15 protein-coding genes are annotated in these 14,881 nt (G+C 67.9%); 10 read left to right on the forward strand and 5 right to left on the reverse strand.

The window, feature by feature from the left end:
- Positions 1 to 4 precede the first annotated feature (4 nt).
- On the forward strand, positions 5 to 1,135 hold the full coding sequence (locus tag BVC93_RS23140) for a glycosyltransferase family 4 protein (protein WP_083739499.1): 1,131 nt from the start codon (positions 5 to 7) through the stop codon (positions 1,133 to 1,135).
- Here the strand turns inward: BVC93_RS23140 and BVC93_RS23145 are convergent.
- On the reverse strand, positions 1,123 to 2,925 hold the full coding sequence (locus BVC93_RS23145; RefSeq protein ID WP_083741268.1) for an AMP-dependent synthetase/ligase: 1,803 nt from the start codon (positions 2,923 to 2,925) through the stop codon (positions 1,123 to 1,125). The genes BVC93_RS23140 and BVC93_RS23145 overlap by 13 nt on opposite strands.
- 123 nt (positions 2,926 to 3,048) lie before the next feature.
- Here BVC93_RS23145 and BVC93_RS23150 point away from each other — a divergent pair, with 123 nt between their 5' ends.
- The 5 genes from BVC93_RS23150 (at position 3,049) to BVC93_RS23170 (ending at position 6,376) form a co-directional block, all read left to right on the forward strand.
- Positions 3,049 to 3,441, forward strand: a complete 393-nt coding sequence (locus BVC93_RS23150) for a polyketide cyclase / dehydrase and lipid transport (RefSeq protein ID WP_083739500.1) — start codon at positions 3,049 to 3,051, stop codon at positions 3,439 to 3,441.
- Positions 3,442 to 3,531: 90 nt separating this feature from the next.
- Complete coding sequence (locus BVC93_RS23155) at positions 3,532 to 3,966, forward strand: SRPBCC family protein (RefSeq protein ID WP_083739501.1); 435 nt, start codon at positions 3,532 to 3,534, stop codon at positions 3,964 to 3,966.
- Positions 3,963 to 5,201, forward strand: coding sequence for an ArsA family ATPase (locus BVC93_RS23160; protein ID WP_083739502.1), 1,239 nt, complete (start codon positions 3,963 to 3,965; stop codon positions 5,199 to 5,201). Before BVC93_RS23155 ends, BVC93_RS23160 begins: the two co-directional genes overlap by 4 nt.
- On the forward strand, positions 5,198 to 5,584 hold the full coding sequence (locus BVC93_RS23165) for a hypothetical protein (protein ID WP_083741269.1): 387 nt from the start codon (positions 5,198 to 5,200) through the stop codon (positions 5,582 to 5,584). Before BVC93_RS23160 ends, BVC93_RS23165 begins: the two co-directional genes overlap by 4 nt.
- A 66-nt stretch (positions 5,585 to 5,650) precedes the next feature.
- Positions 5,651 to 6,376: a lysophospholipid acyltransferase family protein gene (locus BVC93_RS23170; RefSeq protein WP_083739503.1), complete on the forward strand. Its 726-nt coding sequence runs from the start codon at positions 5,651 to 5,653 to the stop codon at positions 6,374 to 6,376.
- On the opposite strand, the gene BVC93_RS23175 is transcribed toward BVC93_RS23170, so the two are convergent.
- The gene (locus BVC93_RS23175) at positions 6,309 to 7,595 is read right to left on the reverse strand and encodes a glycosyltransferase family 87 protein (protein WP_083739504.1); all 1,287 of its coding nucleotides are present in this window, start codon (positions 7,593 to 7,595) and stop codon (positions 6,309 to 6,311) included. The two genes, BVC93_RS23170 and BVC93_RS23175, sit on opposite strands and share 68 nt — an antisense overlap.
- Positions 7,596 to 7,769: 174 nt before the next feature.
- On the opposite strand from BVC93_RS23175, the gene BVC93_RS23180 reads away from it, so the two are divergent.
- From BVC93_RS23180 to BVC93_RS23190, 3 genes are read left to right on the forward strand one after another with little or no spacing between them, the layout of a single operon-like run.
- On the forward strand, positions 7,770 to 8,624 hold the full coding sequence (locus BVC93_RS23180) for a hypothetical protein (RefSeq protein WP_236950481.1): 855 nt from the start codon (positions 7,770 to 7,772) through the stop codon (positions 8,622 to 8,624).
- Positions 8,625 to 8,633: 9 nt separating this feature from the next.
- The gene (locus BVC93_RS23185) at positions 8,634 to 9,149 is read left to right on the forward strand and encodes a polyadenylate-specific 3'-exoribonuclease AS (protein ID WP_083739506.1); all 516 of its coding nucleotides are present in this window, start codon (positions 8,634 to 8,636) and stop codon (positions 9,147 to 9,149) included.
- Positions 9,150 to 9,162: 13 nt separating this feature from the next.
- Positions 9,163 to 10,563 (forward strand): class II 3-deoxy-7-phosphoheptulonate synthase, encoded by a 1,401-nt coding sequence (locus tag BVC93_RS23190; RefSeq protein ID WP_083739507.1) that lies wholly within the window; start codon positions 9,163 to 9,165, stop codon positions 10,561 to 10,563.
- 27 nt (positions 10,564 to 10,590) lie between these two features.
- Here BVC93_RS23190 and BVC93_RS23195 read toward each other — a convergent pair whose 3' ends face one another.
- Positions 10,591 to 11,766: a protein kinase domain-containing protein gene (locus BVC93_RS23195; RefSeq protein WP_236950482.1), complete on the reverse strand. Its 1,176-nt coding sequence runs from the start codon at positions 11,764 to 11,766 to the stop codon at positions 10,591 to 10,593.
- A gap of 62 nt (positions 11,767 to 11,828) precedes the next feature.
- On the opposite strand from BVC93_RS23195, the gene BVC93_RS23200 reads away from it, so the two are divergent.
- Positions 11,829 to 12,233: an Rv2175c family DNA-binding protein gene (locus BVC93_RS23200; protein WP_083739508.1), complete on the forward strand. Its 405-nt coding sequence runs from the start codon at positions 11,829 to 11,831 to the stop codon at positions 12,231 to 12,233.
- Here the strand turns inward: BVC93_RS23200 and BVC93_RS23205 are convergent.
- Together BVC93_RS23205 and idsA2 are read right to left on the reverse strand one after the other, a co-directional pair.
- Entirely contained in the window at positions 12,227 to 13,726 is a 1,500-nt protein-coding gene (locus BVC93_RS23205) for an alpha-(1->6)-mannopyranosyltransferase A (protein ID WP_083739509.1), read from the reverse strand. The two genes, BVC93_RS23200 and BVC93_RS23205, sit on opposite strands and share 7 nt — an antisense overlap.
- Before the next feature lie 5 nt (positions 13,727 to 13,731).
- Positions 13,732 to 14,793 (reverse strand): bifunctional (2E,6E)-farnesyl/geranyl diphosphate synthase, encoded by a 1,062-nt coding sequence (idsA2, locus tag BVC93_RS23210; protein WP_157517275.1) that lies wholly within the window; start codon positions 14,791 to 14,793, stop codon positions 13,732 to 13,734.
- Positions 14,794 to 14,881 lie beyond the last annotated feature (88 nt).

Consider the following 14,881-nt stretch of genomic DNA (forward strand, 5'->3'; position numbering starts at 1 on the left):
CCCGATGACCCGGGTCTTATTGGTAACCAATGACTTTCCACCGCGCCGCGGCGGTATCCAGTCCTACCTGGAGCAGCTGGTGCTGCGGCTGGCAGGCACACACGAGCTCACCGTCTACGCTCCGCAGTGGAAGGGGGCGCAGGAGTACGACGCCACCGTCGACTTCGAGGTGGTCCGCCACCCCGGAACTCTGATGATCCCCGAGCCGTCCGTCGACGCGCGCATGCGCAGGCTGATCCGCGACCGCGACATCGAGACGGTGTGGTTCGGTGCGGCGGCTCCGCTGGCGCTGCTGGCCCCGCGTGCCTGCGGCGCTGGAGCCGGCCGCATCATGGCGAGCACCCACGGCCATGAAGTCGGTTGGTCCATGCTCCCGGTGGCGCGCTCGGCGCTACGTCGGATCGGTGACGGCACCGACGTGGTGACCTTCGTCAGCCGCTACACCCGCGGGCGGTTCGCCTCCGCGTTCGGTCCGAACGCCGGTCTGGAGCACCTGCCGTCCGGTGTCGACACCGAGCGTTTCCGCCCGGATTCGGCGGCGCGAGAGGAGCTTCGGGCCAGATACCGCCTCGGCGGGCGGCCCACTGTGGTGTGCGTGTCGAGGCTGGTGCCGCGCAAGGGCCAGGACATGCTGATCCGGGCACTGCCCGCGATCCGGGAACGGGTGCCCGGTACGGCGCTGGTGATCGTCGGCGGTGGGCCCGATCTGGACCGGCTGCAGGGCCTTGCCGCCGAGTTCGACGTCAGCGATCACGTGGTGTTCACCAAGGGTGTGCCCGGCGACGAGCTGCCAGCTCACTACGCCATGGCCGACGTGTTCGCCATGCCGTGTCGAACCCGGGGCGCGGGGCTGGACGTCGAAGGTCTCGGCATCGTGTTCCTGGAGGCGTCGGCCACCGGAATCCCGGTGGTGGCAGGGGATTCCGGGGGAGCCCCGGAGACCGTGCTGGACGGCCAGACCGGGCATGTGATCGACGGGCGCGACGGCGAGCAGCTTGTCGACACCCTCAGCCTGCTACTGGCACATCCCGAACGCGCCGCCACCATGGGCCGTCGCGGCCGGGAATGGGTGACAGCGCAGTGGCAGTGGGACACCATCGCGGCGCGCGCCGGCGCGCTACTTCAACCTTTCTGATACAGCGCCTCGATGTCGCCGGCGAACTTCTCGGCGACCACCTTGCGCTTGACCTTCAAGGTCGGGGTGAGCTCACCGGTGTCCTCGGTGAAGTCGACGGGCAGGATGCGGAACTTGCGGATCTGCTCGGCGTGCGACACCGCGGTGTTGGCCTGCTTGACCGCGACGTCCACCTCGGCCACCAGATCCGGGTCCGTTGCCAGATCGGCGACGGTGGCGCTGGATTCCTTGCCGTTGCGCTGTTTCCAGCCTTCGAAGGCCTCCGGATCGATGGTGATCAACGCGCCGATGAACGGCTGGGCGTCGCCGACGGCCATGGCCTGGCTGATCAGCGGGTGCGCCCGCAGCTGGTCCTCGAGCACCGCGGGCGCGACGTTCTTGCCGCCGGCGGTGACGATGATTTCCTTTTTGCGGCCCACGATCTTGAGGAACCCGTCCGCGTCCACGTCGCCCAGATCACCGGTGTGGAACCAGCCGTCGGTGAAAGCTCCTGCGCTGGCCTCCTCGTTGCGCCAGTAGCCGTTGAACACCACCCCACCGCGCACCATCAGTTCGCCGTCGGAGGCGATCCGCATGCTGTTACCGGGCACCAGCTTGCCGACGGTGCCCACCTTCAGCGCACCCACCTGGTTGACGGTGATGGCGGCGCTGGTCTCGGTGAGGCCGTAGCCCTCGTAGATGGTCAGGCCCACACCACGGTAGAAGTGGCACAACCGAGCACCCAGAGGAGCGCCACCGGAGATCGACGCCCGGCAGTCGCCGCCGAGCGCGGCGCGCAACTTGCCGTAGACCAGCTTGTCGAACGCCGCGTGCTTGAGCTTCAGGAGAAGGCCGGGACCGGAGCCGTCCTGCGCTTCGCTCCATTCGATCGCGGTTCGCGCGGCGATCGCGAAGATCTTGCCCTTGCCGTCGTTGGCGGCGTTCTGCTCGGCGGTGTTGTAGACCTTCTCGAACACCCGGGGCACCGACACCACGATGGTGGGCTTGAACACCGAGAACATCGGCACCAGGTTCTTGATGTCACTGGTGAACCCGACGGTGACCAAATTGTGAAATCCGGCGATGGTGATGGCCCGGGCCAGCACGTGCGCCAGCGGCAGGAACACCAGCAGTCGCTCGCCCTTCTGCAGCAGTGTTGGCAACGCGGCCTTGGCGCCGCGGATCTCGTGCAGCAGATTCGAATGTGTCAGCTGGCAGCCTTTGGGCCTGCCGGTGGTGCCCGAGGTGTAGATCAGCGTGGCGGGCGCGTCGGACCGCAGTGCCGACACCCGCGCGTCCACCTCGGCGGGATCGACCGTCGTGCCGGCCTCGGCGAGCAGGTCGAGCGCGGCGGGCCCCGATCCGTCGATGGTCAGCACCTCACGTAGGTCAGGCAGTTCGGCGGTGAGTTCGGCAGCCAGTGCGGTATGCCCGTCGGTCTCGGCGAACAGCATCACCGCGCCGGAGTCGGTGAGCACCCAGCGCACCTGCTCCGCCGAGGAGGTCTCGTAGATCGGCACGGTCAGCGCCCCCACGCTCAGGATGGCCAGGTCCAGGATGGCCCACTCGTAGCGGGTGGCGCTCAGGATCGCCACCCGGTCGCCGGGCGTCACGCCCTTGGCGATCAGGCCCCGCGCGGCGGCGCGGATCTGTGCGGCAGCCTCCGCGCAGGTGACGTCGATCCATGCACCGTTGACAAGGCGCTGGTAGATGACGTGGTTGGGGTCATTGCGCTCGTGCTCGTACACAGCGGCGGCGACGTTGTCGTGCTCATCCACTGAAAACGATGCAGGAACAGTCAACTCACGCAATGGTCGGCCCTTTCCTCGAAAACCGTTGACATGAGCGTAGTCGCTGTCCAGAGCCACGTGTGACTCCATTCACTTCCGGGGACCTCCTACAGCATCCGTCCGTCGGTATGTGAAGCTGAGGCAATGAACAGCATCCAGGTGGCCGACGAGACGTTCGTGGCCGCCGACGGGGCCACGGTGGGTGCCATGGTCGCCGACCCGGCGCGCTGGCGGCGCTGGTGGCCGGACCTGCTGCTCGAAGTGGTCGAGGACCGCGGCGACAAGGGGGTGCGCTGGACGGTGGCCGGTCCGGTGACCGGCACCATGGAGGTCTGGCTGCAACCGGTGCTCGACGGTGTGAAACTGCACTACTTCCTGCACGCCGAGCCCGCCGGGGTGGCGGCGTGGCAGCTGGCCAAACTCAACCTCGCCAAACTGACGCATCAGCGCCGGGTGGCGGGTAAACGGATGGCGTTCGAAGTGAAGGCCGAGGTGGAGCGCAACCGCCCGGTCGGAGTGGCTCCGCAGCCTCGATAGCGGGCAGCCGAATCGACCGGAAGGGTAGCGTTCTGTTCTGAGGCGAGGCTCGATGTAGGCAGAAGCTCGACGAGGTAGGACGGGATTCAGTTGGCGGACAAGACGGCGCAGACCATCTACATCGATGCCGACCCGGAAACGGTGATGGACGTGATCGCCGACATCGGTTCCTACCCGGACTGGGTCAAGGAGTACAAGGACACCGAGGTTCTCGAATCCGACGACGACGGCTACCCGCGCAAGGCGCGACTGGTGCTCGACGCCGCGGTGCTCAAGGACACCATGGTGCTGGAGTACGAATGGCCCACCGACCGGCGCTCGGTGCGGTGGTGGCTGGCCTCCAGCACGCTACTCAAGGCGCTTGACGGTGCGTATCACTTGCAGCCCAAAGGATCCGGCACCGACGTGACCTACGAGCTGTCGGTGGATCTGATGATCCCCATGATCGGGTTGCTCAAGCGCAAAGCCGAGAAGCGACTCACCGACACCGCATTGAAAGACCTGAAGAATCGAGTCGAGGGCTGAAAGAGTCCAGTACCCGGATCAGCCTGTTCGTCGGCAAGGGCGGGGTGGGCAAGTCGACGCTGGCCGCGGCCACCGCCGTGCGCGACGCCAGGGCCGGGCAGCGGGTGCTGGTGGTCTCGACCGATCAGGCGCATTCCCTGGGTGACGTCCTGGCCGTGCCGGTGCCGCCCACCGGCGAGCGGGATCCGGTGCGGGTGTTCTCCGACGAGGGCGGTGGCTCGCTGGATGCGCTGGCGCTGGACACCTTGGCGCTGTTGGCCGCCCGCTGGCGGGACGTGGCCACCCCCTTGGCGCAGCGGTTTCCCGATTCGGAGTTGGGAATGGTTGCCCCCGAAGAACTCTCGACACTACCCGGCATCCAGGAGGTGCTCGGCCTGCACGAGGTGGGTGAACTCGCCGAATCGGGCAACTGGGACCACCTGGTGGTGGACTGCGCTTCCACCGCCGACGCACTGCGCATGCTCACCCTGCCCGCGACGTTCGGGCTGTACCTGGAGCGGGCCTGGCCCCGCCATCGCCGCCTCAGCATGGCCGATTCCGGTCCGTCGGCGGTGGTGGTCGAGTTGATCGAGCGCATCACCGCCGGGGTTGAGCGTCTGGGCGCACTGCTCACCGACCCCGACGCGGTGAGTGCCCACCTGGTGCTGACGCCCGAGCGGGTGGTGGCCGCCGAGGCGGTGCGCACCCTGGGATCGCTGGCCCTGATGGGGGTGCGCGTTGCCGAGCTGATCGTCAATCAGGTTTTGGTGCAGGATGATTCGTACGAGTATCGCAATCTTCCCGAGCACCCGGCATTCGACTGGTATGCCGAACGCATCGGTGAGCAGCAGGTGGTCCTCGAGGAGTTGAGCGCGAACACCGGCGAGATCGCCCTGGTGCTCACTCCGCATCTGCCGGGTGAGCCCATCGGCCCGAAGGCGCTCGGGGAGTTGCTCGAGATGGCCCGCCGACGTGGGGGAGCGCCGCCGCCGGGCCCGCTGCGTCCCGTCGTCGACCTGGAATCGGGATCGGGGCTGGGATCGGTGTACCGGATGCGGCTAGAGTTGCCGCAGATCGACACCGGCTCGCTGACACTGGGCCGCGTCGATGACGACCTGATCATCGGCGTGGGTGGGATGCGCCGCCGGGTCCGGCTGGCATCCGTCCTGCGGCGGTGCATTGTCATGGATGCGCAATTGCGGGGTACAGAGCTGACTGTGCGTTTTCGACCGAATCCGGAGGTGTGGCCGGCATGAACCCCAAGGGGCACGCCGACCTCGGCCCCGAACTGCGTCAGCTGGCCCAGGCCATCCTCGACCGCATCGATCCCGCTGTGCGTACCGCGGCCATGCTGGCCGCCGCTCGCGCCGGCGAGGGGCCGGGACGCTGCCAGCAGGTCTGGTGTCCGGTGTGCGCGCTGGCTGCGCTGGTCACCGGCGAGGAGCATCCGCTGCTGACGGTGATCTCCGAGCACAGCGTCTCGCTGCTGGCGGTGGTGCGGGCGCTGCTCGACGACGGCACCGCCCCCGCGCCACCAACCGGGCCGCCGGAATCACCGAAGCCACCCGAACCGCCGGAGGGTTCGACGCCGACGGGCACGGGGCGTTACCAGTCGATCCCGATCAACGTCGAAGAGTGACCGCTGGAAAAAGATGAGTAAAGTTGGCGCGAAGCGCCATCTGGTGCGACGGCGGTGGGAGGGCCCATGTTTTTCTGGTTCTACAAGTACATCTTGATGGGCCCGTTGCTGAAGTTGCTGGGTCGGCCGAAAGTCACAGGGCTGGAGTATGTTCCGTCGTCGGGTGCCGTCATCCTGGCGAGCAACCACCTGGCCGTCGCCGACAGCTTCTACCTTCCGCTGGTGCTGCGCAGGCGCATCACCTTCCTGGCCAAGGCCGAGTACTTCACCGGCACGGGCGTCAAGGGCAAGCTGACCAAGTTCTTCTACTCGTCCACCGGCCAGGTGCCCATCGACCGCACCGACGCCGACTCGGCGCAGGCCGCGCTGACCACCGCCCAGCGGATTCTCGCGAAGGGCAAGTTGCTGGGGATGTATCCCGAGGGCACCCGCTCGCCGGACGGTCGGCTCTACAAGGGCAAGACCGGCCTGGCCCGCGTGGCGCTGGAAAGCGGCATCCCGGTGATTCCCGTCGCGATGATCGGAACCGACGTCGTGAACCCTCCCGGCAGCAAGATGTGGCATTTCGGCCGTGTCGAGGTGCGCTTCGGCAAGCCGATGGACTTCTCCCGCTTCGAGGGGTTGGCCGGCAACCGCTTCATCGAGCGTGCCGTCATCGACGAGGTGATGTACGAGCTGATGCAGCTGTCCGGTCAGGAGTACGTCGACATCTACGCAGCCAGCCTCAAAGAGGGTGCAGCGCCTGCGACTCCGGCGCCGGGCTCGCGGCTTCCGGAGAGCGCGGCCGGCTGACCTTCTGGGTCACCACCACACCCACTGTCACGATGACGGCCAGCGCCCACCAGACGTAGGACCCGCCCAGCAGCTGACGCCACCAGGATGCGTCGGCCTCGCGGTGTTCGGGCAACAGTTCGATGGGTGTCCACACCAGCAGAGCGATCCCCGCCAGGGTCGCCGCGGCCAGCGCGACGCTGCGCCGGCGCCAGGCCGCCACGGCCAACACGATCAGGGTCGGCAGTGTCCACACCCAGTGGTGCGACCAGGACACCGGGGACACCACCAGGCCGAACAGAGCGATGCACGTCAGCGCCAGCACCGGTTCGTCGGCCCGAAGCACCCGACGGCCTGCCCAGACAGCCAGTGCCAGTGCGGCAAGGCAGGCGGCCGTCCACAGCGCGAAGTGCACTGTCTCGCTGTACTCCTCGCGGGCCAACAGCGCGGCGATGTTCTGGTTGGTGTTCAGCGTCGAGTTGCCGATGCGGTCGGTGTCGCGCAGTGTCGTCGTCCAGTACTCCCAGGAATCCCGCCACGCCAAGACGCATCCGAGCACTGTTGCCGCCACGAACGTCGCGATGGCGACCACCGCGGCTCGGCCGTCGCGGCGGAGCGCCAGGTACACCAGGAACACCGCGGGGGTGAGCTTCAACGCGATGGCCAGTCCCAGCAGCAAACCCCTGGGCCAGGGCGTGCGTCGCGGCACCAGGTCGGCGATCACCAACGTCATCAGCACGACATTGATCTGACCGAACTCGAAGTTGGCCCGCAGCGGTTCGAGGTGGCTGACCGCCAATGCCACCGCGGCCATCGCGACGAAGGTGCGGCGCACCCAGGTGCGATCGGGGCCGTCGGCCCAGAAGTCGAGCCGATTGAGCACGATGACCGTCGACACCACCAGTAGCACCAGGGTGATCAGCGTCATGACGGCGCTGGCTGCCGGCAGCGGCAGCCACGCGAACGGCGCGAACACCACCGCCGACAGCGGGGGGTAGGTGAACGGCAGATCGATGCCACCAAGAGTGTGGAAGGTCGCGCCGTCGGCATACAGCGGCTGGCCGTCCAGCCAGGCCCGTCCACCCATCCGGTAGACGTCGATGTCGATCCGGTAGGGAGTGTGGCCGAGCAGTTGCCAGGCGACGTATCCGAAACCGGCCAGAGTCAGTACCTGGAACAGCCGCCAGAGCACCGCCTCTGCGCCCTCACTGCCCCCGCTGGGCCACCGCCTGATACTCATCTCAGGCGACAGCCTATCGGGGTCCGGCCTGCCTGTGGCGTACCGCCGGGGTGGGGCGGGGCCGTTTCGGCACCACTTTTGGTGCAGGTGAGCGTAAGTTCACAGCACGTGCCCGACGACTGGAAGTTCGATTTGGACCTGGTGCCGCAGATCCCGGCCGGCCGGGTTCCCCTCATGTGGTGCCTGATCGCCTTTCTGGCGACTTTCCTGGTCACCCGGACCATCGTTCGCTACATCCGCGCGACGGCGGGCAGTGACAAGCCGAAGAAGTGGTGGCAGCCTCGCAACATCTCCGGCAGTGGCGGCACCCACATCCACCACGTGGTGATCGGCGTGGTGCTGGTGATGATCTCCGGCGTCACCATGGTGACGCTGGCCGTCGACGGGGGAGTTCGCGAATTCACCGCTGCGGCAATACTTTTCGGTATCGGAGCGGCGTTGGTGCTCGATGAGTTCGCGCTCATCCTGCATCTGCAGGACGTGTACTGGGCCGAGGACGGCCGTACGTCGGTGGATGCGGTGTTCGTGGCGGTCGCGGTGGCCGGCCTGCTGATCCTCGGCTTCAACCCGCTGTCGTTCTTCGACATCACCATCTGGCGCGAGGACGACTCGTTGGCCTCGCGCGCGCTGGTGATCGGCGGTGCCGTCTACACCCTGGCGATGGCGGTGATCGTGCTGCTCAAGGGCAAGGTGTGGACCGGGCTGATCGGCATGTTCTTCAACCCGCTGCTGATCGTCGGTGCCATCCGGCTCTCGCGCCCGCATGCGCCGTGGGCTCGGTGGCGCTACACCACCAGACCGAAGAAGATGCACCGCGCGCTGGAGCGGGAGCGGTACATGCGCCGCCCGGTGGTGCAGGCCAAGCTGTGGCTGCAGGACGCCATCGCCGGTATGCCGCACTTCCCCGACGACGCCGCGGTGGACGCCCAGCTGGACCGCGAGATCCACGCCGCGGCACCACCGCCGTCGCTGCGGCAGGAGGCCGAAGAGGCGCACAGAGCCGAATCGGCGATCCAGGCCGCTGGATAGGGTGCTCGGGTGCGGTACTTCTATGACACCGAATTCATCGACAACGGACGTACCATCGAGCTGATCTCGATTGGCGTCGCAGCGGAGGACGGTCGCGAATACTACGGCGTGTCAACTGAATTCCCGCCGGAGCAGGCGGGCAGCTGGGTCCGCAAGAACGTGCTTCCCAAGCTGCCGCCCCCGTCGTCGCAGATGTGGCGCTCGCGGCGCCAGATCCGCGAGGACCTCGAGGAGTTCTTCGGCATCGACGGTGACGAGCCCATCGAGCTGTGGGCCTGGGTGGCGGCCTACGACCATGTGGCGCTGTGTCAGCTGTGGGGACCGATGACCAGCCTGCCGCCGCAGATCCCGCGTTTCACCAGGGAGCTGCGCCAGTTCTGGGAGGACAAGGGCTGCCCGCGGATGCCGCCGCGGCCCCGCGACACCCACGATGCGCTGGTGGACGCCCAGCACAACTTGCGGCGCTACCAGATCATGTCCCAGATGGAGGACGACTACGCACGCTGGGCGGCTGGTCGCGGGTAGTTACCATGGACAGGTGAACTGGACCGTCGACGTTCCCATCGAGCAGCTCCCGTCGCTCCCTCCGCTCCCTGATGACCTGCGGCGACGCCTCGATTCCGCACTCTCGCGGCCGGCGGCTCAGCAGCCCAGCTGGGATGCCGGGCAGGCGGCGGCCATGCGCACGGTCCTCGAGAGCGTCCCGCCCGTCACGGTGCCCTCGGAGGTCGAGAAGCTCAAGGCACTGTTGGCCCAGGTGGCCCGCGGTGAGGCGTTCCTGCTGCAGGGCGGCGACTGCGCCGAGACGTTTGCCGACAACACCGAACCTCACATCAAGGCCAACATCCGCGCCCTGCTCCAGATGGCGGTGGTGCTGACCTACGGCTCCAGCATGCCGGTGGTGAAGGTGGCCCGCATCGCCGGTCAGTACGCCAAGCCGCGCTCCTCGGACATCGACGCCCTGGGTCTGCGGTCCTACCGCGGTGACATGGTGAACGGCTTCGCTCCGGATGCCGCGGTGCGTGAGCACGACGCGTCCCGTCTGGTGCGTGCCTACGCCAATGCCAGCGCCGCGATGAACCTGGTGCGGGCGCTGACGTCATCGGGGCTTGCCTCACTGCATCTGGTGCACGACTGGAACCGCGAATTCGTGCGCACCTCACCGGCGGGAGCCCGCTACGAGGCGCTGGCCGCCGAGATCGACCGTGCCCTGCGGTTCATGAGCGCCTGCGGGGTGGCCGATCGCAACCTGCAGACCGCCGAGATCTTCGCCAGCCACGAGGCGCTGGTGCTGGACTACGAGCGAGCCATGCTGCGGCTGTCCACCGACACCTACGGAGAGTCCGAGTCCGAGCCCAAGCTCTACGACCTGAGCGCGCACTACGTGTGGATCGGCGAACGCACCCGTCAACTCGACGGCGCCCACATCGCTTTCGCCGAGGTGATCGCCAACCCCATCGGCGTCAAGCTCGGTCCCGCTACCACTCCGGATCAGGCTGTCGAATACGTGGAACGCCTCGATCCCAACAACGAGCCCGGCCGGCTGACACTGGTGACCCGGATGGGCAACAGCAAGGTCCGCGACCTGCTGCCGCCCATCATCGAGAAGGTGGAAGCCACCGGCCACCAGGTCATCTGGCAATGCGATCCCATGCACGGCAACACCCACGAAGCCTCGACGGGCTACAAGACCCGGCACTTCGACCGCATCGTCGACGAGGTGCAGGGCTTCTTCGAGGTGCACCACGGGCTGGGCACCCATCCCGGCGGCATCCACGTGGAGATCACCGGTGAGAATGTCACCGAGTGTCTCGGTGGGGCGCAGGACATCTCGGACGACGACTTGGCCGGCCGCTACGAGACCACCTGCGATCCGCGGCTGAACACCCAGCAGTCACTGGAACTGGCGTTCTTGGTCGCCGAGATGCTGCGCGACTAGCCGAGGCGGCGACGGAGCAGGCCTGACTCAGATCAGGCTCTGCAGGTTGCTCCCCAGCGCCCATGCGCCGGCGGCGATTCCGCCGGTGGTGATCAGCACCACCAGAACCCACACCAGGGTGGTTCGGCGCGCCCGCTGCCGCGCCCACTCGAACTCCGAGATCTCGATGCCGGCGAACTGGCCTGCCGGCGAGTCGAATTCGGGTACCTCCGGTGTCTGCGGCGGGGCCGGCTCAGCCCAGTCGTCGGGTCCGCGGGTCAACGCCCGGGTGGGATTGCGGGGCTGCTCGTTGATCCGGCTGTGATGCCGCACCGCTGAGCTGTGCTGAGCGGAGTTGCGCGGTGCGGGGACACGGAACGGCGGCAGCCCGAGTTGGTCGGCGATGGCGTCCAGTTCGGCGCCCATGTCCATGGCGTCGGCGTAGCGGGCGGCCGGGTCCCGCGCGGTGGCGCGCAGTACCAGTTCGTCGAATTGCGGTGGCACTCCCGCGATCCCGGCGCTGGGGGGCGGTACATCGGTATCCAGCCGCTGGTAGGCCACCGTCAGTGCGGTGTCGCCGGTGAACGGTGTTGTGCCGGTGAGCATCTCGTAGGTGAGGATACCCAGCGAGTAGACGTCGCTGCGCGGGCCGGCGTTGCCGCTGGTGACCTGCTCGGGGGACAGGTAGGCCGCGGTGCCCAGGATGACGCTGGTGGACGTGATGCCTGCCTGCGCCACCGCCCGCACCAGCCCGAAGTCGGCCAGCTTCACGTCGCCGTCGTCGGAAATCAGCACGTTCTCCGGTTTGACGTCACGGTGCACCAGGCCGCCGCGGTGGGCGACGGCCAACCCGCCCAGCAGCGGCCGCAACACCGCGGTGGTGGCGTGCGGCGGCATCGGACCGCGCTCGCGCAACAGCTCCCGCAGCGTGCCGCCCTCGACGAGTTCCATGACCAGGAAGGGGTATTGGCCGTCGAGCCCCTGGTCGTAGACGGACACCAGGCCGGGATGGGACAGCCGGGCCACCGTCCTGGCCTCGAACTGGAAACGGGTGAGGAACTGCTGGTCGCCGGAGTAGCGGGGGTCCATCACCTTGATCGCGACGGGGCGGTCCAGCCGCAGGTCGGTACCGCGGTACACCGTCGACATGCCGCCGGTGGCGATCTGGGTCTCCACCCGGTAGCGGCCGTCCAGCATGATCCCGTCGAGGGGGTCCTGCGGCATCGGTGAGATCACCGGGCCAATGTTAGGTGCACGGGGGGTGCCCGCCGTCCTACACTGCTCCGGTGAGCAGCATTCCCGCTGGCGACGACGTCCTCGACGCCGACGAGCCGGTCCACGACCTACCCACCGTCGCCCACATGCTCGGTATCCCCGTCACCAAGGTGCACCAGCACCTGCGTGACGGCCACCTGGTGGCGCTGCGCCGCGACGGGATGGTGGTGGTGCCGCAGGTGTTTTTCACCCCGTCCGGCGCAGTGGTGAAACCGCTTGCCGGCCTGCTGGCGGTGCTGCATGACGGCGGTTACCACGAGACCGAGATCCTGCGGTGGCTGTTCACCGCCGATTCGTCGTTGACCGCGACGTTCGACGGGGACCGCGAGTCGGTGCCCAACGCCAGGCCGGTGGACGCCCTGCACGCGCATCAGGCGCGTGAGGTGGTCCGTCGTGCCCAGGCGATGGCCTACTGAGCCGCAGCGTCCGTCTCCTGGCGTTTGAGCCAGTACCACGCGCCGACGGCGCACACACTGGCCAGGATGACGTGGATCCACACGTACATGCCGTGTGAGCCGTCCGGTTTGAAGATCACCATGATCCAGGTGGAGAACCCGGCGATGGCCGCGACGGCGCGCCGCGACTGGGCGATGGCCGAGATCACCGCCAGCGGCCAGGTGTAGTACCAGGGCAGCGCGGCGGGCACGAAGAGCACCACCACCAGCATCGCCCACCCGATGCCCACCAGGGTCTCGCGGTCGTCGTGGCGGAACCGCCACCAAAGCAACGGCAGGCTGACGGCGATGATCAGGATGCCGGCGATCCGGGTGGCGTCGAGCACCGCGTAGAAGTTGACGCCGAAGAACAGCCCGCCCACGGCATTGGTCACGTTGGCGATGGCAGTCGGGATGGTCAGCCAGTTGATGATCTTCACCGAACCGGCCAGTGCGGTCAGCCATCCCAACCCCACCCCGGCGGCCAGCGACGCCACGGCGAACACACCGACGAAGATGGCCACCGATCCGGCGGCGGCGATCGCGAACGCGCTGAGCGTCCGGTGGCCGCGCTCGCGCAGTGCCCGCATCCACACCCACACCATGAACGGCAGTGCCAGCCCGGCCGTGGCCTTCACCGCCACCGCCACGGTGGCCAGTGCGAACCCCGCGACGAACCGGTGGGCGAACACCAACGCGATGCCGGCGGCCATCAGGCCCACCATCAGCATCTCGTTGTGCACACCGCCCATCAGGTGGATGATCACCAGCGGGTTCAGTACGCAGATCCACAGTGCGACAGCGCCGCTGGCGCCGATGTGCCTGGCGATGCGGGGAGCGGCCCAGATCAGCAGTGCCAGGCCCGGCAGCATGCACAGGCGCAGCACCATGGTGCCCGCGATGACGTTGTCGCCGGTGATCATGGTGACGAACCTGGCCACCAGGATGAACGCCGGGCCGTACGGTGCGGTGGTGGTGGTCCAAATGGGACTCACATTGTCCAGCAACGCATTCGGGTTCTCGATCGGCCCAACGACGTAGGGGTCGAACCCGTCGCGCAGCAGTGCGCCCTGCGCCAGGTAGGAGTAGGTGTCGCGGCTGAACAACGGGACCGACAACAGCAGCGGTGCCAACCAGAAGCCGGTGGTGGCCACCATGGTGTACTCGCTGCTCCCGCGGTCCAGCATCCGCCGGCCCAGCCACAGCCAGGCCGCCAGCATCACCGCGACACCACCCCACAGCAGCACCGAGGACAGCACCAGGCCGTGGCCGAATCGCAGCCACGACAGATGCATCGATTCCAGCACCGGATCGTGGGAGCGGGTGCTGCCGGCGCCCAGACCGCCCGCCGTGATCAGCAGGGCGCCCAGGAAGCCGAGCAGTGCGGGCCGTGCCTCCTCGGTGCGGCTGAAGTCCCGCAACCGCGCCAGGTGGCCGGGCCTGTCGGCTCTGGGTTCCATCGTGGGTGTGGACATCGCTATCAGGCGGACCGGTTGGAGACCAATCTGGCGAGTTCGGCCAGACCGATCTTCGCCTGCACGTCGATCGGCGCGGCGGTGAGCATGTCGGTGGCCTTGCGGGTCAGCATCTCGATGTGGCTCTCGACAGCGGCCAGGGCGCCCACGGCCTCGATCACCAGGCAGAGTTCCTTGACCTGGGCTTCCGTGAGCTCCGTGCCGATGGACGTCCGAATCAGCTTGGCTGCCACCGGGTCGGACTTGTCGGCTCGGCGCAGTGCTTCGGCCAGGAGCACGGTGCGTTTACCCGAGCGCAGGTCATCGCCGGACGGCTTGCCGGTGACCGCGGGGTCGCCGAACACCCCGAGTACGTCGTCGCGCAGCTGGAACGCCACCCCGAGGTCGTTGCCGACCTCCTGGAAGATCGCCTGCACGTCGGGCCGGTCGGCTGCCGCGGCGGCACCCAGCTGCAGGGGGCGGGCGATGGTGTACGAAGCGGTCTTGAAGGTGTTGACCTTCATTGCGGCCTCGATGGACTCGTCGCCGCTGGATTCGTTGACGATGTCCAGGTACTGACCACCCAGCACTTCGGTGCGGATGTCGGACCACACTCGCCGCACGCGGCGGTGGGCTTCGACGGACAGGGCAGCGGTGGCGATGATGTCGTCGGCCCAGCACAGGGACAGATCGCCCAGCAGGATCGCTGCCGACAGTCCGAACTGGCTCGGCGCACCCCGCCAGCCGTGGCCGCGGTGCAGGTCGCCGAAGTGCACGTGCACGGTGGGCCAGCCACGCCGGGTGGCGGAGGCGTCGATCACGTCGTCGTGCACCAGCGCGCAGGCCTGCAGCAGCTCCAGCGCGCCGAACAGGCGCAGGATGTCGGAGTCCAGGGTGTCGGCCGGTGACTCGGGAACCACCGCACGCCAGCCCCAGTAGGCGAACAGCGGGCGGACTCGTTTGCCTCCGCGCAACACGAACTCTTCGAGTGCGGCGATCAGGCTGTCGTAGTCGCTTCCGATGTACGCGGCGGCCTCCCGGCGCTCCCGCAGGTAACTCCGTAATTGCTCGGTGACGGCGCCGGCCAGCTCCACGGCCGACGGTGCCGCTACTTCGACGCTCAGCGCGGCGCCCCTTCCTCCTGCGTGCAGGTTGCGTACACGGTTTCGACCCCCG

Origin of the sequence: Mycobacterium sp. MS1601 (genome assembly GCF_001984215.1) — a bacterium.
GTDB lineage: Bacteria > Actinomycetota > Actinomycetes > Mycobacteriales > Mycobacteriaceae > Mycobacterium.